A 16,405-nucleotide genomic window follows, 5' to 3' on the forward strand; every position below is an offset into this window, starting at 1 on the left:
AATTGTAAGTAAATGCAATAGTCGCTTGTTTATTTTGCTTTTAATTTATAAGCTTTAGAAAGTTTAGTTATGGGGACTAGTATGAAAACAGATATTAAATTCAATAAATTATCTTTAGCGGTGGTTCTATCGCTTGGCTTAACTTTAACTGCCTGCGATAAGGATTCACAAAAGACTGAAACGATAGCTGATAAAACGGCGGCACCAGTTGCTGAGTCTATGCCGATTACTGAGTCAAGCTCCAAAGCTACCCAAGAGAAAAATCAATCGGAAGTCACTTACAACATTTGGAATAAAGAAGATTCTGCTGGTGATTTAAAAGTTAAGCAAGATGGTAATTTTTATAACGCCAAACTCAAAATGGGCTGGAACAATCGACGTATCGAAACAGAAGAAACGATTGAGGTTAATGAGCAAGGTTTTATTGTTAACCAAGAGATTAAAGGTATTTCAGCTTTTGGTGCTCCAATTGATGAGAAGTTTTCTTATACCGATGGTAAGTCGGTTTGGAAAAGTTTAAATGAATCTGGGCAGGCTGAATCTAACGGCGATCAGTTTTATGTACCTATTGATGGCACTGGCGTTTCAAATTCTCTTTTAGTCAAAGCACTGGCAAAAGACCCAGACAATAAAATTGAGTTATTACCAGCGGGCACAGCTAGTTTAGTTAAGCTGGATACCGTGACTTTAAGTAATGGCACAGAGAAAAAAGATGTTCATTTGATTGGTATTGCGGGTTTTGGATTTACTCCTAATTTTGCTTGGTATGACGATGACTATAATTTCTTTGCAACTGATGGCGGCGGATGGTTTGGAATTATTCCTGATGGCTGGGGTAGGGAGCATCTAGAACAGTTAAGTAATATTCAAAAGAAAGCTGATAATGATTACCTAAAAGATTTAGCACAAAAACACACTCATACCGTTAATGATCCGATTTTAATTATTAACGCTAATTATGTGGATGTAAATTCTGGCGAGTTAGTAGAAGGTCAAAATATCATGCTCGCTGACGGCAAGATTTCAATGATTGGCAAATCAGTGCCTAAACTTGCTGCTGATTCTCCTTTGAAAACTATCGATGCTAAAGGCAAAACATTGATCCCAGGTCTATGGGATATGCATGGCCATTTGTCTAAAAGCGATGGGTTATTAAATATGCCAGCGGGTGTTACTAACGTACGTGATATGGGTAATACTCATGACAATATTACCGCTATTGAGCGCATGAGTGAGGCGAATGAAATTATAGGCGCCGATGTTTATCGTTCAGGCTTTATGGATCGTGAAAGCCCTTATGCTATGAAAATGGGTAAGACGGTCGATTCTTTAGAGTCCGCTAAAGCAGCTGTTGACTGGTATGCGGAAAATGATTACCCACAAATTAAAACATACAGCTCAATGGAGCCTCAATGGGTCAAACCCTTGGCTGAGCACATCCATAGCAAGGGTATGCGCTTAAGTGGCCACATTCCGGCCTTTATGACCGCGGAAGAGGCAGTGGATGCCGGCTTTGATGAAATTCAGCACATTAACATGCTGTTTTTGAATTTCTTAGGCAAGAACGTCGATACTCGTCAACGCTTACGTTTTACTATGGTTGGCGAGAAAGCCGGTGAGCTAGACTTGGATTCTAAGGAAGTCACAGACTTTATCGCTAAGCTTAAAGAAAAGGGTACCGTTATTGATCCGACTCTTATGGTTTTCCGTTGGTTGTTACAAGCCAAAGCTGGCGTAGTGAACCCTGAAATGCAGGATATTTATGAGCATTTGCCAGTAACCGTGTCGCGGGGTTTTAAAACCGCTGTGTTAGATATTAAAGATCATGAAAGAGACGCATACAATAAGTCCACCGAAGCTTTAAGTGCTATGGTAAAAAAGTTACATGACGGCGGTGTACAAATTGTTCCCGGTACCGATAACATTGCAGGCTTTTCTTTGCATCGAGAATTGATCACCTATGCTGATGCGGGCATTTCAAATGCGGATGTTTTAAAGCTTGGCACTATTGATTCTGCTCGAGTAGTTGGTGCAGATAAAACCAATGGTTCTATTGAACAAGGTAAGCAAGCTGACTTAGTGTTTATTGATGGTAATCCTTTAGAAGATATGAACCATTTGCGCAAAGTATCTTTAGTGATTAAAGGTAAAAATCTTTATAAGCCGGATGAAATCTATCAAGCAATTGGTGTTAAGCCATTTACTACTTCAATCGAGCTTCCTTAATACCATGTTAACCCAAGTATAAAATACTAGCGCTGCTGGTATTTTTATATGTTTGAATAAGTTTATTAATATTCATAAAACTGTATTCAAGTTGTCATCTGAACGTCGTGTGCTGAAATTATAATTTCAGCACACATTTAAGGCACTTGTTAGTAGGCAAGGTGGGTTTAGAAATGGCAGGTAAAAAATTGTTTATCATGCGGCATGGCAAGTCTGATTGGAATGCCCAATTTAAGCGTGATCATGAGCGTCCTTTAGCAGCGCGTGGAGTTGAGGCTGCGGCTTTGATGGGAAAACATCTGCAATCTATTCGTCAGGTTCCTGAGTTGGTTATTAGCTCGAATGCAAAAAGAACCGCTGATACTATCGATATTGCTATTTCACATGGAACTTGGGAAGCCCAGTTAAAGAAAAAGCGCGAACTGTATCTTGCCAGTGCAGGAGAAATATCTGAAATTATTCAGCAAGTTTCAAATACAGTCAAAACTTTAATGTTGGTGGGGCACGAACCAATGTGCTCAAGTCTTATTGCTGAGTTGTGTATGGGAGCACATGTTAAGTTTCCAACTGCCGCAGTGGCAAGAATCAATCTTAATATTGATTCTTGGTCGGAATTAGCCAGTGACACCGGGCGATTAGATTGGTTGTTAACCCCTAAAGCACTGCAGCAGATTTAAATGGAAGCGGTATTCAGAGTTGTATCAAAATAAGCGACTCAATACGGCTCCTAAGAGAAGTCCAATTACAAATGCAATGATAGGGTTTCTAAAACTGAATGGATTTGGACTCTCGTCTCGTATAATAATTACAGGGTCGAGTTGAGTATCAGTATCTGCTGTTGAAATATTGTAGTTTATAATTCTTTCTTCATCGGCGGTTGCGCCATTAACAGTGGTTTCAACCTCACTCTTTGCCGATAATTTAGTATTATTTGATTTGCCATCGAATGAGACGTCTGAATCGATAGTGATATCCGAATTATTATCGTACTTCCACTTAATGATATCGCCGTTAAAAGCAATAATAGTTTTCTGAGATTTATCCTTTAGTTCAGGTATTGAATCTCCTTTCTTCAATTTTTTCGATTTTACATTAACGATGATAGTGCTCATAGATTACTCCTTGTAGTGTTAACCTTGTAAATGAAGCGCTTTGATAAAAGGTGATGCATTGATAACGCTTTGTGGGAACCCTAATTGTTTAGAACTTTTAAGATGAGATTTCGCTTGTTCGATATTGCCAAGAGCTGTAAAAACCTTGGCCGCCATAAATAAAATATTGGGGTCATTTGGACTAAGCTGCAAAGCGTTTTCAGCCTGCTCAAATGCTAAGCTTTTATTTCCGACTTGAGAGTAACACCAAGCTATATACATTCTAGCTTCAGCATTGTTTGGGTTTACTTCAATAATCTTTAAAGCCAGCTCTAGTGCGTGTTGATAGTGCGCGGCAGTTTCAGATGGTGAGCTGCTGGTTTGGCTGACAGAGTCACCTAAGTTCAGCCACAGTCGGTAATCATTTGGAGTGATTTGCACTGCCTGCATATAGTAGTTTGAAGCTTTAAGGTAGTCGCCATGGTAAAACCACATTGTTGCTGTATTAGATAGCGCCACTTCACTTCTTTGAATCGCCAGGGACTGTTCGTAAGCTAACGCAGCCTCATCGAATTGGCCCATAAAAAAATAACTGGTTCCTAAGTTATCATATCCATGGGTATCATTCGGAATTAAAGAAATCACTCTTTTGAACGCAGTGGCAGCTTGCTGCCAGTTTCCCGAAATCAGATAACTATGTCCAAGCTCTTGATAGAGGCGCCAATAGCCGGGTTCTAAATCTATAGCTTGATTTAAAAGCGTCATAGCTTCTTTAGATTTGCTTTGAGCTTTTTTTAATTTTGAAGAAACGTAAATTAGCTCTACGTCACTTGGGTTGATGGTTTCTGCAATACTAATAAAATTGGCTGCTGACTGAAAATCACCTTTTTTAGTATGAAGCATTGTCAGCGCTATTAAGATATCGATATTAGCTTCTTGGTTTTTATATACGTTTGAACACAGCTCTTCTGCTAAATCAAATTGTTCTGGTTTAAATTGCAACGAGTACATTAAATAGTAAGCCTTACATAGCCCTGCTTTGGCGGGGGCAAAATTAGGCTGTTTAGAAGTTATTTCTTTAAAGATAATTTCGACCTCATCTAGTCTGTTCATAGTTGGAGGTTGTTTTAATATTCCTTTAGCTTGGAGGTACTTAACGTAAAGTTCGTTATCGAGGCGTCCTGAAACTTTAGTCGCTGCAACGGTATCAACCGGTTTATCTAGAAAGGAAGAAATAGATGCCAGAATTTGTCTATTGCCTATTAATAAATCATTGGACGATAAATTAAAAATTTGATTCCATTGCTCTAAGCCTGATTTGCTATCAGTGATCCATATAGACACTCTGATATTGTCGTTAATTCGATTGATAGAGCCTTCTAAAACCCAATCAGCATTCAATATACTGCCTATTTCTTTGATGCTTAAATCGCTATTGGTGATAGCTTGCGATGATCGACGAGAGGTGATGTTAAGATTTGGGATCTTAGAAATATTAAAGAATATATCTTCACTTAAACCATTAACAAAGTTGTCATGGTTTTTATCCACACTAGTATTTTTAAAAGGAAGAATTGATAAGGTAATGTTGTCGCTGCGCTCTAACGTTGGAATAAAACTCCATAAAATTGCGCCAATAACCGATAGAAATACTAACGCCGCGAGCTTTAAGGTCATTGGCGTCTTTACATAAAGAACTGTATCTGAATATTGATTTAGTGCCTGATTCACTTGTTGGATTTTAGTGGGGTTAATAATATATTCAGTTTGCTCAATAGCACTTCGATGTATATCAATAGGGCTGAAAGCTTGTTCTACGCTCTCTATTCCACGATTCTTAATGGCCTCTTTAACCGCTTTAGTCGATAGAATAGCGCCAACTTTGGCATCTACGGCTAGGGTTCTTGCTCGAACAATCTCTTCCGCCTCTGAAAAATTATTACTGTAATCTTTGGGGGCCTCGATGACAGAAATTTTTAGGGGTAGGTCTAGAGATAAAGAATGATTTTGGATCTTGATCGCATAACGTAAAGCATCTATAGAATTTTCAAACAGAATAAGGCATTCATTGTCATATACTTCATTGCGTTCAGCGCGATAATCTTCTGACCATAAAATATAATCTCTAATTCTTTCTGCACATTTCTCTGAAGGGATGTTATCAGGAAAGGTTGCGTGAAAGATAATTGGTATTGATTTAATGTCTAGAGAGTTAGGGTGGGGAAGCTCTTTAGTTTTGACAATCCCGCCTTGTTTGATATCAAAAATCCAAGCAAGGATAGCGGTAACGGGTAAGCCGATAATTAAGGTTAAAAATAATGCTTTTAAAAACCAGTTTGGTGTTTCGAAAGTATCAACTAAGACATCGCCAACTTGGATTATTAGCCAGGCGAACGCAACATAAGCAATAATAACTTGAACAACTTTACGTCGCTTTAATTCCCTGAAAAATGTTTGCCATCGGTTATTGCTAATTTTCATGCTATATCCGTAACATCTAATTGCAAAATATAAACAATACTCAGGAGCGACTTTGATATTTTGACACGATAGTTTATAGGTTTCACATCATTCCTTTGACGCTGCATTGATGTACAAAAAACATACTAGCATGGATTTATGGAAAAAAAAGATTTTAAAGTCAAACCTGCATCAAGTGACATTTATTGAAAAGATCGTCAATTCAATGACTTATATTGGTTTCTAGGATAAAAATATGGTTTATCTAGCTTATATTAAGGCTTGAATAACTTCCCTTTAACCCCATTTTAGTTTCATAATAGAAGTCAGTAAAAAGAAAGAATTAAATTAGTCATGAGTCAAAACGGCAATTTAGATAATGAGCGCGATAACGGTTTAGCAGTAGCAGAAGCTAAACCCAAAGTGAAACAACCACCGATGTATAAGGTCATATTATTAAATGATGACTATACGCCTATGGATTTTGTGGTTGAAGTATTGCGAAAGTTTTTTGCATTGCATGAAGAAGATGCTACGCGAGTTATGTTGCAAGTGCACCATGATGGCAAAGGTGTCTGCGGTATTTTTACTGCTGATATTGCCGAAACTAAAGTAGTGCAAGTGAACGAGTTTTCAAGAAATAATGAACATCCGTTAATGTGTACTATGGAACCCAATGATTAAGGTTAAAATGACGACATTAAAGAGACTATAGTCAAATAACTCAAAAAGCTAAGATAAAAGAACCCTGTGTTATTCAAAAGAGGTAGCCAATGTTAGATAAAGAGCTCGAACAATCACTGAATAAAGCGTTTCACAAAGCTCGTGAAAAGCGTCATGAGTTTATTACCATCGAACATTTGATGCTGGCTTTGTTAGATAACAAAGATTCTTTAGAAGTTTTAAAAGCCTGTGAAATTGATTTGACAACATTAAGAGCCGACCTTGAGTCTTTTGTCGATAAAACAACGCCGCTTTTTGCTGAGGAAGATACCGACTTTGAAATTCAACCAACCATTGGTTTTCAGCGCGTTTTACAAAGAGCAGTATTTCACGTTCAATCATCAGGCCGTGATGCTGTTACTGGTGCTAACGTTTTGGTGGCTATTTTTAGCGAGCCAGAAAGCCAGGCAGTGTATCTTTTATCAAAACAAGATATTTCAAGACTTGATGTGGTTAATTATATTTCTCATGGCATCGGCAAAGCAGAAGAAGAGTTCCAACTAGGTCATGACGATGATGAAGAGCAAGACTCTGAAGCGGTTGAAGAAGCTCGCCCACTTGATCAATATGCGATTAACTTAAATAAGTTAGCCGAAGAAGGGAAAATTGATCCTTTGATTGGTCGAGCTTATGAAATTGAACGAGTGGTACAAATTTTAAGTCGGCGCCGCAAGAATAACCCTCTATTGGTTGGAGAAGCTGGTGTTGGTAAAACAGCTATTGCGGAAGGTTTAGCGAAACGAATTATTGATCAAGATGTACCTGAAGTGATTTCCGACGCGGTTGTGTATAGCTTAGATCTGGGTGTTCTTTTAGCAGGTACAAAATACCGTGGCGATTTTGAGAAGCGATTAAAAGCGGTATTGGCTCAGTTGAAAAAAGAAACAAACGTCATACTCTTTATCGATGAAATTCATACTATTATTGGAGCAGGCGCAGCTTCTGGTGGGTCGATGGATGCTTCGAATTTAATCAAACCAGTGCTTGCTAATGGTGATTTACGTTGTATCGGCTCAACCACCTATCAGGAATACCGTGGTATTTTTGAAAAAGATCACGCATTAGCACGTCGCTTTCAAAAAATTGACATAAAAGAACCCACTATTGATGAAACCATTCAAATTCTAGAAGGGTTGCAAGACCGTTATGAAAAGCATCATGGTGTTAAGTATCAGGCCGCGGCTTTAAAATCAGCTGCTGAGCTGAGCGCAAAATATATTACCGACAGACAGTTACCGGATAAGGCAATTGATCTAATCGATGAAGCCGGTGCGAGACAAAGGGTTGTGCCTGAAGCAGAACGAAAATCAACCATTACTTCATATGAAATTGAACAGGTCGTAGCTAAAGTTGCTCGAATTCCGGAAAAAACGGTTTCAACATCAGATAAAGAATTGCTGAAAAACCTTGAGCGCAATTTGAAGATGGTGGTATTTGGTCAAAATGCAGCGATAAGCACTTTATCTGAAGCCATCAAACTTTCTCGTGCAGGCTTAGGACAAGAGAATAAGCCGGTGGGCTCCTTCTTATTTGCAGGTCCTACTGGAGTTGGTAAAACTGAAGTGACGAAACAGTTATCTCGCTTAATGGGCGTAGAGTTAATTCGTTTTGATATGTCTGAATATATGGAACGGCATACTGTATCTCGCTTGATTGGCGCGCCTCCTGGTTATGTTGGCTATGATCAAGGTGGTTTATTGACAGAAGCGGTCAATAAAAATCCGCATGCAGTTTTACTGCTGGATGAAATTGAGAAAGCACACCCTGATGTTTTCAATTTGTTATTACAAGTTATGGATAATGGCACCTTGACAGACAATAACGGACGTAAAGCGGACTTTAGGAACGTTGTGATTGTGATGACCTCAAATGCGGGCGCGCAAGAATTGTCCAAAGGCTCGATAGGATTTAAGGGTCAAGATGATTTTTCACGAGAAAATATCGAAGCCATTAACAAAACCTTCTCACCAGAGTTTAGAAATCGCTTGGATTCGATTGTTTGGTTTAAGGCATTGCCACCGAAAGTTATTTTATCTATTGTCGATAAGTTCCTAACCGAGTTGCAAGGTCAATTAGATGAGAAGCAGGTGAATCTTCATGTGAATGATGAAGCGCGTCAACATTTAGCTAATATTGGTTATGATGTTCGTATGGGGGCCAGACCCATGGAGCGTATCATTAGTGAAAATATTCGTAAGCCTCTAGCTAATGAGTTACTGTTTGGAGATCTAGTTCAAGGTGGTGATGTATACGTTACTTTGATAAATGAACAGCTGGATATTCGAATTGAGCCTCATCGCGAAAAGCTTCCAGCTGCAGCTGATTAAGCCGTTACAGAAATATAAAAAAGGCACTCAATCGAGTGCCTTTTTGTTAATGAATAATCTATGATTTTCTGATTAGTTCATTTTAGCTAAGAAGTATTAACGCGCGCGGAAGGTAATTCTACCTTTTGATAAGTCGTAAGGACTGATTTCTACAGTCACAGTATCGCCGGTTAAAATACGAATGTAGTTTTTTCGCATCTTTCCTGAGATATGCGCGGTAACTACGTGACCATTTTCAAGTTCAACTCGAAACATGGTGTTTGGTAGAGTATCAAGCACTTTGCCTTCTAACTCAATTACATCTTCTTTTGCCATATAAATTCAATACCTGTGTTGCCTAACAATGGGTTTCATAACCTAATTATGAAACTGACTATGTGTTCAAAAAACGCGCGTATAATGCACTATTTGAGCAATAATCGCAAAGCATTTTAACTAAAATAGCTGAATATAGCCTGAATTGCTTGGATTTAGCTAAGCTTTATCTCTTAATCCAGTAATTCCCAGCGATTATTGATAAAAGCTTCAGCGGGCTTAAAGTTTCTTTTATAACTCATTTTATTGCAGTTCTCTACGTAGTAGCCTAAATAACAATAGGGCAGTTGTTGTCTTTGGCAAAGCATAATGCTTTGTAGGATAAGGTAAGTCCCGAGGCTTTTGTAATGGCTCTCAGGATTAAAAAAAGAATAAACTGCAGAAAGCCCATCATCTAAAATATCCAATGCCATGATGGCTTGGGTTTTACCGCTGGGATCATAAGCTTTTAATAAAATCATGTCGCACCATTTGGAAAATAGAAAATCATCATATTGTTCAAACGATGGTGGGAACATATCGCCGTCTTGATGGCGAAAAGAAATATACTTCTCATATAGTTCGTAATCTTCTGCAGTTGCTTCCGGAGGAGCTAATTTTATTTTTAATTCTAAATTAGCTTTTAAAATACGTCTATGGGATTTGCTTAGCTTTAGCTGCGAAACTAATACGCGATAGGCCCAACAGGCATTGCATGACGGACATTGGGGACGATAAACATGGTTACCGCTACGGCGAAAGCCTAAACGGCTTAACGCCGAGTAGATAGTGTTATCAAATTCAATAGTTGGATCTGCAAAAACAGAAACAGAGTTTTGCTCTTCAAGATAGCCGCAAGCATGCTCAGGTCCAGCATACAATTTTATATGTTGCGTATCTTTTTGCTTATCGCTCATCTAGCTTAGTTTACGCCAACTGAGTTTTTTATTCATCTCAAAAAGGTTCTGCGGCTGCTCTGTTTTAGCATGTTTCGACAATAACCGTAAAAAGTTATCGCGACTGATATCGACCGCGCCTAATGAGTAAAGGTGCTCATTGGGAACTTGACAATCAATTAAAATAAAATGCGCTCGTTTAAGGTAAGCTGCAAGATGAGCCAAAGCAATTTTTGAAGCGTCGGGTTTTGTGCTAAACATGGATTCACCAAAAAAGAACTTACCTAAACTGACACCATATAAACCGCCAATTAAATTAGATTCTTCATCGTAAACCTCCACTGAATGGGCAATTTTCGCCTGGTGCAGTGCTAAGTATGCTGACTGCATTTCTGGTAAAATCCATGTGTCAGGCTGTTTGGAACGGGGCATAGAGCAGCTTTGAATAACCGTTTTAAAGTCATTATTAATAACGACTTGATAATTGTCTTTTTTTAATCTTCTTCTTAGCGATTTAGAAATATGAATAGGGTTTTCATCGGTTAAATTAAATACGCACCGAGGATCGGGAGACCACCAAAGGATAGGCTCATCTTCGCAATACCAAGGAAAGATGCCATTTTGATAGGCTTTGGTTAGACGTACTACCGATAAGTCACCTCCTACTGCTAATAAACCATTCGGCTCTTCTTGCGCTAGGTCGGCAGAAGGAAAATAAGGTGAATCATCTAGAAAAATAAGTGGCTGACTCATTAGTCTTAGTAACCAATAAAGCATATAATGATTGTGATAATATCAGAAGTTAAATAAAGCTGAATTATTTTTGCACTTCCTAACCACTTCCTTTTGAGAATTTTAGATGAATTTTAAAGATATTGGCTTAATCCCTGAGTTATTGGAAACCGTTCAAGCCGAAGGTTATAGCACACCCTCGCCAATCCAACAAAAAGCCATTCCAGAAATTTTGAGAGGAAAGGATTTAATGGGTGCAGCCCAAACAGGGACTGGCAAAACTGCTGGCTTTACCTTACCAATTTTGCAGATGCTAGCGGAATCAACACAACAAGAGCCTACCCAAGGGAATGCAGCTAGAGCATTAATTTTAGCGCCTACCCGTGAGCTAGCTGCGCAAGTAGCAAAAAGTGTTGAAACCTATGGCAAAAAATTAAGATTAAGCTCCATGGTGGTATTTGGTGGTGTAAAAATTAACCCACAAATGATGCGCTTACGCAAAGGAGTAGATATCTTAATTGCTACACCGGGACGCTTATTGGATCTGTATGAAAAAAATGCTATTAAGTTTCATCAATTAGAAGTTCTAGTGTTAGATGAAGCTGATCGAATGCTCGATATGGGTTTTATTCACGATATTAAACGCGTATTAAAAATTTTACCAAGCAAACGCCAAAATTTAATGTTTTCGGCTACATTTTCTGAATCCATTCGAGCTTTGGCTAAGACCATAGTTAGTAACCCAGTAGAAGTTTCAGTTAGTCCGCCGAATGCGACTGCTAAAAGTGTTAAGCAATGGCTACATCCAGTTGATAAAAAGAAGAAGGCATCTTTATTGACTCACCTGATTATTGAGAGTAAGTGGCATCAAGTTTTAGTTTTTGTCCGCACTAAACATGGTGCTAATAAATTGGTCAAACAGTTAAATGCAGCAAGAATAAAAAGCTTGGCAATCCATGGTAATAAAAGCCAAGGCGCGAGAACCAAAGCGTTAGCGGACTTTAAAGCCAATAAAGTTCAAGTGCTAGTCGCAACTGATATTGCCGCTCGTGGTATTGATATCCACCAGCTGCCGCAAGTTGTCAATTTTGACTTGCCGAATGTGGCGGAAGACTATGTGCATCGGATCGGTCGAACGGGCAGAGCTAGCTCTTCAGGTCACGCTGTTTCATTAGTTAGTGCGGATGAATTCAAACAGTTACAAGATATAGAGCAATTGATTCAAAAGCCACTTGAGCGTGAATATGTAGGGGGATTTGAGCCAGATCATGAAGTACCTGCTTCTAAGCCAATTAAACCTATAAAAGCAAAGAAACCAAAAAAACCTAAAAAGACCAAGCAACAGCTTTCTAACGAAAGTACTCAATCAAGATCAACAAAGCAGAACTCCAATAAAAAACCAAATAAAAATGCACAAGAAGGAAAAGCGAATAATAACACGGCTAAGAATAGCGCTAGTAAAAAAGGTAAGTTAGTTAAAAACAAAAGTAAAACTAAGCCACGCAACTCAGGAAATGATCAAGTTTGGTCTCGCTCAAGTAAAAGCAAGAAAAGCGCAGGTAAGACTTAATGGCTAAGGTTGCTGTGTTTGTCGATGTGCAAAATATCTATTATACCTGCAGAGATGCATTTGCTCGGCCATTCAACTATAGACACTTCTGGCAGAAAATTAACCTTTCAGAAGAAATTATTCTAGCGAATGCTTACGCCATAAAATCGAACCAAGATAGCCAAATCAAATTCCAAGATGCGCTTAAATATATTGGCTTTAATGTGAAGTTGAAACCCTTTATTCAGCGTTCAGACGGTTCGGCAAAAGGTGATTGGGATGTGGGCATTACTATCGACATTATGCGAGCAGCTGCAAATCCTGAGATAAAAAAAATCATTCTTTTATCAGGCGACGGTGATTTTGAATTGCTATTAAAAGCAGTTCGTGAAGATTATAAAATAACGACAGAGGTTTACGGTGTGAAAGATTTAACCGCACAATCTCTTATCGACGCCAGTGATTACTTTTATCCTATCGATCCTACCTATTTAATCAGCTAATTCGCTTTACTCGATATTTCCGACCTTTAATTTTGCCATCCGTTAATTGTCGAAAAGCGTTGTCGACAAACTTTCGCGTTACAGCGATATATGACCAATTAGCTGCGACCTTTATTTTTCCTAAGTCATCACCAGTTATTTCTTTTGATTGAGTTAAAGCTCCGACAATATCACCTGGCCGTATTTTGTTCTTCTTGCCACCGCTAATTTGTAAAGTGGCCATTGGCGCTTTGTAGCCTGGCTGTTTTAAGAGGGATAAGTCCGGTAGTTTTTCAGCTTCGATTTTAAAGCCCAAATGTTCACCAAGGCGATTGATTTTAAAATGCTCTTTCTCAGAAAATAATGAGCAAGCGATACCTTGATTTCCTGCACGACCCGTTCGGCCAATTCTATGTACATGAGTTTCCGGATCGCTGGCAGTGTGGTAATTGATGACTAGATCTAATGCTTCAATATCCAGCCCACGGCCAGCAACATCCGTAGCGACTAGAATTGAGGTGCTTTTATTGGCAAATTGAACTAACGCTTGATCGCGGTCAATTTGATCTAAGTCGCCATGCAAAGCGATGACACTAAAGCCAAAGCGCTTTAACTCCCCGGCGACTTCTTTAACGTCTTTTTTGGTGTTACAGAAAATAACCGTTGAGTCAGGTCGACTTTCTAACAGCAGCAACCTGGTTGCGGTAAGTCGATGGGTATCGTCATTGACTTTATAAAATTTTTGCGCAATATCTGAATCAATATGATCAGACTCAATTTGAACATGCTTAGGGTTGCGCATAACTCGTTTCGAAATAGATTCAATTTCTTTGGGAAAAGTTGCACTGAAAATTAAGGTTTGGCGTTTGCTAGGAGTATATTGCATTATGGCATCAATGGATGGTTGAAAGCCCATGTCGAGCATTCTGTCAGCTTCATCCAGCACCAACATGCTTAGATCGTCGAGCTTTAATGTCTGCTGTTCTAAATGCTCTTCCACTCTGCCTGGCGTTCCAATAACAATATGGATCCCGCTTGCTAATGAATTTGTTTGTAGTTTTTTAGGGATACCGCCGCAAATCACTAAAACTTTTATGTTAGGTAAAGTTCTTGCCAAAGCCCTAATGTCTTCGGCTACTTGCTCTGCTAGTTCGCGAGTAGGGCATAAGACTAACGATTGGACATTAAAGTTTTTCACGTCTAACTTTTGCAAAATCCCTAAGCCAAATGCCGCAGTTTTTCCAGAACCTGTTTTGGCTTGGCCAATTAAGTCTTGTCCTTCCAAAATTGATGGTAGTGCAGCTTCTTGAATAGGCGTCATGGCGCTATAGCCCAAACTTTCGATATTTTGTTGTAAGGCGGAATTTAAGGCAATATTTTGGAAGTTAGACTTTGGCATGAGTTATCTCATAAGAGCGGGTGCTGCATTATGACTCTATTTGTCTTAAATATACAGACACCATTGATGATTAAGTTATCAGGCAACAAAAAAGGGCGGTGAAACCGCCCTTAACACATTAACTCAGAGAGAATTACTGGTCTAAATATTTTTCAGCATCAAGTGCTGCCATACATCCCGTACCAGCAGAAGTAATGGCTTGGCGATAGATATGATCTGATACATCACCAGCAGCAAATACACCTTCAACGCTAGTCGCGGTAGCATTACCTTCAAGGCCTGATTTAACGATGATATAGCCATCTTTCATTTTCAATTGATCTTGGAAAATGTCGGTATTAGGTTTATGACCAATGGCGATAAAGCAACCTTGTAATTCTAAGTCTTCGACGGAATCATCTTGGGTCGACTTAATGCGAATACCGGTTACGCCCATATCATCACCAACCACTTCTTCAAGTGTGCGATGTAAGTGTAGCGTGATGTTGCCATTTTCGGCTTTTGCACGCAGTTTATCTTCTAAAATTTTCTCAGAACGGAACTCGTCTCGACGATGGATAACATGAACTTCTGCAGCAATATTGGATAAATACAGAGCCTCTTCAACAGCGGTGTTACCACCGCCAACAACGGCCACTTTTTGATTACGGTAGAAGAAACCGTCACAAGTAGCACAAGCCGAAACACCTTTACCCATAAAGGCTTCTTCTGATGGCAAACCCAGGTATTTGGCTGATGCGCCTGTACAAATGATCAATGCATCACAGGTGTAGGTACCAGCATCGCCAGTTAAGGTATAAGGCTTTTGTTTCAAGTCTACCGTGTGAATATGGTCAAAAACTATCTCTGTACCAAAGCGCTCGGCATGTTTTTGCATGCGGATCATAAGGTCGGGACCTTGAACGCCTTCATTATCACCAGGCCAATTATCAACGTCAGTCGTGGTAGTTAATTGACCACCCTGTTGCATCCCAGTAATAACTACCGGTTCAAGGTTGGCACGTGCCGCGTAAACTGCTGCACTGTATCCTGCTGGGCCTGAGCCTAAAATTAGGCATCGAATATGACGAGCGTCGCTCATAGAAAGATCTCCGAACTAGAACTGAATTATTTTGATGGAGTGATTGTATGGGCTTGGGCACTAAAAATAAACCCAAGCATAGGGATTAATTGTGACTATAGTAAATATCAATGACTTTAATAGTCATCTCGAGGGCCAATTTAACAAGCCGACTGTTGTTCTTTAACGTATTCGGCAGACTCTTTAATTACCTGTCTTAAGATATCTTCATCAACATCTTCTAATTTATTGATGTATAAGCAAGCTACGCTTGTTTTACATTTACCAATTTTATCCAACAATTCTGGACGTTTCTTAAAGCCATCCATAATGTATAGAGTTAAATTCTGCTTTCTTGGTGAAAAGCCGGTATAAAACCACTCGCCAGAACGACCAGACTTGTAGTTATAGGTAAATTGTCCAAAGCCAATAATGGAGTCGCCCCACATAACGGGTTTCTCGCCGGTGATCTCAGTCATCATTTCGAGCATGATGAAACTATCTTCGCGACGCTTTTTGTGTTCAACAGCATTTAAAAAAGCTTTAACATCGCCATTATTGGGTTGGGTTTTATTTGCTGTAGCCATTAGATTCTCCTATCCATAAGTCATATATGAATTAGCTTTCTTACTATAAGTTAGCAAGAGTGACTAAAATTGTCTAACCAGTTGAATATTAGAGCATTATTACTTTACTTTTAGACAGAATACTGTATCGTTCTACTTGCTGGTTAATGTAACAGCTATAAAAGATTTTAATGTTCGACGGTACTACCCCAAGCAAGTCTGTTTTAGCAATAAACTGATTTACTAGAGTTTAGTAGCACAAGCTTAAATATCGTAATAGTAGTGTCATTAGTGTTCAGTACAATATGCCGACTTTGGCAACAGATTTAAATAAGCATTATGCTTGGAGATATATTATGGCAGCAATCACTGGTACCGTTAAATGGTTTAACGATTCAAAAGGTTTTGGTTTCATCGAACAAGAAGGCGGCGAAGACGTATTTGTACACTTCCGCGCTATTCAAGGCGACGGCTTCAAAAGCTTAAACGAAGGCGAAAAAGTGTCTTTCGAAATCGAGCAAGGCCCTAAAGGCGCTCAAGCTGCAAACGTTACTAAGCTATAATTTGATAGTTTAATAAAGTTTCAAGAAAAGCCGCTCA

General features: G+C 39.1%; 15 protein-coding genes. 7 read left to right on the forward strand and 8 right to left on the reverse strand.

The window, feature by feature from the left end:
* Positions 1–81 precede the first annotated feature (81 nt).
* Together GJS41_RS00860 and GJS41_RS00865 are read left to right on the forward strand one after the other, a co-directional pair.
* Positions 82–2,226 (forward strand): amidohydrolase family protein, encoded by a 2,145-nt coding sequence (locus GJS41_RS00860; RefSeq protein WP_154245460.1) that lies wholly within the window; start codon positions 82–84, stop codon positions 2,224–2,226.
* A gap of 173 nt (positions 2,227–2,399) precedes the next feature.
* Positions 2,400–2,903 carry a histidine phosphatase family protein gene (locus tag GJS41_RS00865; protein ID WP_154245461.1) on the forward strand — a complete coding sequence of 168 codons (504 nt, stop codon included), beginning with the start codon at positions 2,400–2,402 and terminating at the stop codon, positions 2,901–2,903.
* A gap of 24 nt (positions 2,904–2,927) precedes the next feature.
* Here GJS41_RS00865 and GJS41_RS00870 read toward each other — a convergent pair whose 3' ends face one another.
* Entirely contained in the window at positions 2,928–3,338 is a 411-nt protein-coding gene (locus tag GJS41_RS00870) for a hypothetical protein (protein ID WP_154245462.1), read from the reverse strand.
* 18 nt (positions 3,339–3,356) lie between these two features.
* Complete coding sequence (locus GJS41_RS00875; RefSeq protein WP_154245464.1) at positions 3,357–5,798, reverse strand: tetratricopeptide repeat protein; 2,442 nt, start codon at positions 5,796–5,798, stop codon at positions 3,357–3,359.
* A gap of 333 nt (positions 5,799–6,131) precedes the next feature.
* Here GJS41_RS00875 and clpS point away from each other — a divergent pair, with 333 nt between their 5' ends.
* Both clpS and clpA read left to right on the forward strand, forming a co-directional pair.
* Positions 6,132–6,461, forward strand: coding sequence for an ATP-dependent Clp protease adapter ClpS (gene clpS / locus GJS41_RS00880; protein ID WP_154245465.1), 330 nt, complete (start codon positions 6,132–6,134; stop codon positions 6,459–6,461).
* An 89-nt stretch (positions 6,462–6,550) separates the two neighbouring features.
* Positions 6,551–8,827, forward strand: a complete 2,277-nt coding sequence (gene clpA / locus GJS41_RS00885) for an ATP-dependent Clp protease ATP-binding subunit ClpA (protein WP_154245466.1) — start codon at positions 6,551–6,553, stop codon at positions 8,825–8,827.
* 96 nt (positions 8,828–8,923) lie between these two features.
* Here clpA and infA read toward each other — a convergent pair whose 3' ends face one another.
* The 3 genes from infA to aat all read right to left on the reverse strand — a co-directional run bounded on the left by infA (position 8,924) and on the right by aat (position 10,770).
* Positions 8,924–9,142 carry a translation initiation factor IF-1 gene (infA, locus tag GJS41_RS00890; protein WP_154245467.1) on the reverse strand — a complete coding sequence of 73 codons (219 nt, stop codon included), beginning with the start codon at positions 9,140–9,142 and terminating at the stop codon, positions 8,924–8,926.
* A 173-nt stretch (positions 9,143–9,315) separates the two neighbouring features.
* Positions 9,316–10,038 carry an arginyltransferase gene (locus tag GJS41_RS00895; protein ID WP_154245468.1) on the reverse strand — a complete coding sequence of 241 codons (723 nt, stop codon included), beginning with the start codon at positions 10,036–10,038 and terminating at the stop codon, positions 9,316–9,318.
* Positions 10,039–10,770, reverse strand: coding sequence for a leucyl/phenylalanyl-tRNA--protein transferase (aat, locus tag GJS41_RS00900; protein ID WP_154245469.1), 732 nt, complete (start codon positions 10,768–10,770; stop codon positions 10,039–10,041).
* Between the two features lie 106 nt (positions 10,771–10,876).
* On the opposite strand from aat, the gene GJS41_RS00905 reads away from it, so the two are divergent.
* Both GJS41_RS00905 and GJS41_RS00910 read left to right on the forward strand, forming a co-directional pair.
* Positions 10,877–12,319 (forward strand): DEAD/DEAH box helicase, encoded by a 1,443-nt coding sequence (locus tag GJS41_RS00905; RefSeq protein WP_154245470.1) that lies wholly within the window; start codon positions 10,877–10,879, stop codon positions 12,317–12,319.
* Positions 12,319–12,801, forward strand: a complete 483-nt coding sequence (locus tag GJS41_RS00910) for an NYN domain-containing protein (protein WP_154245471.1) — start codon at positions 12,319–12,321, stop codon at positions 12,799–12,801. Before GJS41_RS00905 ends, GJS41_RS00910 begins: the two co-directional genes overlap by 1 nt.
* Here GJS41_RS00910 and dbpA read toward each other — a convergent pair.
* From dbpA to GJS41_RS00925, 3 genes are all read right to left on the reverse strand, one after another.
* On the reverse strand, positions 12,794–14,179 hold the full coding sequence (dbpA, locus tag GJS41_RS00915; protein WP_154245472.1) for an ATP-dependent RNA helicase DbpA: 1,386 nt from the start codon (positions 14,177–14,179) through the stop codon (positions 12,794–12,796). The genes GJS41_RS00910 and dbpA overlap by 8 nt on opposite strands.
* Before the next feature lie 133 nt (positions 14,180–14,312).
* On the reverse strand, positions 14,313–15,260 hold the full coding sequence (trxB, locus tag GJS41_RS00920) for a thioredoxin-disulfide reductase (protein ID WP_154245473.1): 948 nt from the start codon (positions 15,258–15,260) through the stop codon (positions 14,313–14,315).
* 140 nt (positions 15,261–15,400) lie between these two features.
* Positions 15,401–15,826 (reverse strand): DUF1801 domain-containing protein, encoded by a 426-nt coding sequence (locus GJS41_RS00925; RefSeq protein WP_154245474.1) that lies wholly within the window; start codon positions 15,824–15,826, stop codon positions 15,401–15,403.
* A 335-nt stretch (positions 15,827–16,161) separates the two neighbouring features.
* Between GJS41_RS00925 and GJS41_RS00930 the strand changes: the two genes are divergently transcribed.
* Positions 16,162–16,368 carry a cold-shock protein gene (locus tag GJS41_RS00930; RefSeq protein ID WP_154245475.1) on the forward strand — a complete coding sequence of 69 codons (207 nt, stop codon included), beginning with the start codon at positions 16,162–16,164 and terminating at the stop codon, positions 16,366–16,368.
* The last annotated feature ends 37 nt before the right edge of the window (positions 16,369–16,405 follow it).

It is taken from the genome of Kangiella sp. HZ709 (assembly GCF_009674675.1).
Classification (GTDB): domain Bacteria; phylum Pseudomonadota; class Gammaproteobacteria; order Enterobacterales; family Kangiellaceae; genus Kangiella.

Coding starts and splice junctions, on each gene's coding strand:
- GJS41_RS00860 (WP_154245460.1), top strand. CDS start 82: ATGAAAACAGATATTAAATTCAATAAATTATCTTTAGCGGTGGTTCTA.
- trxB (WP_154245473.1), bottom strand. CDS start 15,260: ATGAGCGACGCTCGTCATATTCGATGCCTAATTTTAGGCTCAGGCCCA.
- GJS41_RS00865 (WP_154245461.1), top strand. CDS start 2,400: ATGGCAGGTAAAAAATTGTTTATCATGCGGCATGGCAAGTCTGATTGG.
- GJS41_RS00905 (WP_154245470.1), top strand. CDS start 10,877: ATGAATTTTAAAGATATTGGCTTAATCCCTGAGTTATTGGAAACCGTT.
- aat (WP_154245469.1), bottom strand. CDS start 10,770: ATGAGTCAGCCACTTATTTTTCTAGATGATTCACCTTATTTTCCTTCT.
- GJS41_RS00870 (WP_154245462.1), bottom strand. CDS start 3,338: ATGAGCACTATCATCGTTAATGTAAAATCGAAAAAATTGAAGAAAGGA.
- dbpA (WP_154245472.1), bottom strand. CDS start 14,179: ATGCCAAAGTCTAACTTCCAAAATATTGCCTTAAATTCCGCCTTACAA.
- clpA (WP_154245466.1), top strand. CDS start 6,551: ATGTTAGATAAAGAGCTCGAACAATCACTGAATAAAGCGTTTCACAAA.
- GJS41_RS00910 (WP_154245471.1), top strand. CDS start 12,319: ATGGCTAAGGTTGCTGTGTTTGTCGATGTGCAAAATATCTATTATACC.
- GJS41_RS00925 (WP_154245474.1), bottom strand. CDS start 15,826: ATGGCTACAGCAAATAAAACCCAACCCAATAATGGCGATGTTAAAGCT.
- GJS41_RS00930 (WP_154245475.1), top strand. CDS start 16,162: ATGGCAGCAATCACTGGTACCGTTAAATGGTTTAACGATTCAAAAGGT.
- GJS41_RS00875 (WP_154245464.1), bottom strand. CDS start 5,798: ATGAAAATTAGCAATAACCGATGGCAAACATTTTTCAGGGAATTAAAG.
- GJS41_RS00895 (WP_154245468.1), bottom strand. CDS start 10,038: ATGAGCGATAAGCAAAAAGATACGCAACATATAAAATTGTATGCTGGA.
- clpS (WP_154245465.1), top strand. CDS start 6,132: ATGAGTCAAAACGGCAATTTAGATAATGAGCGCGATAACGGTTTAGCA.
- infA (WP_154245467.1), bottom strand. CDS start 9,142: ATGGCAAAAGAAGATGTAATTGAGTTAGAAGGCAAAGTGCTTGATACT.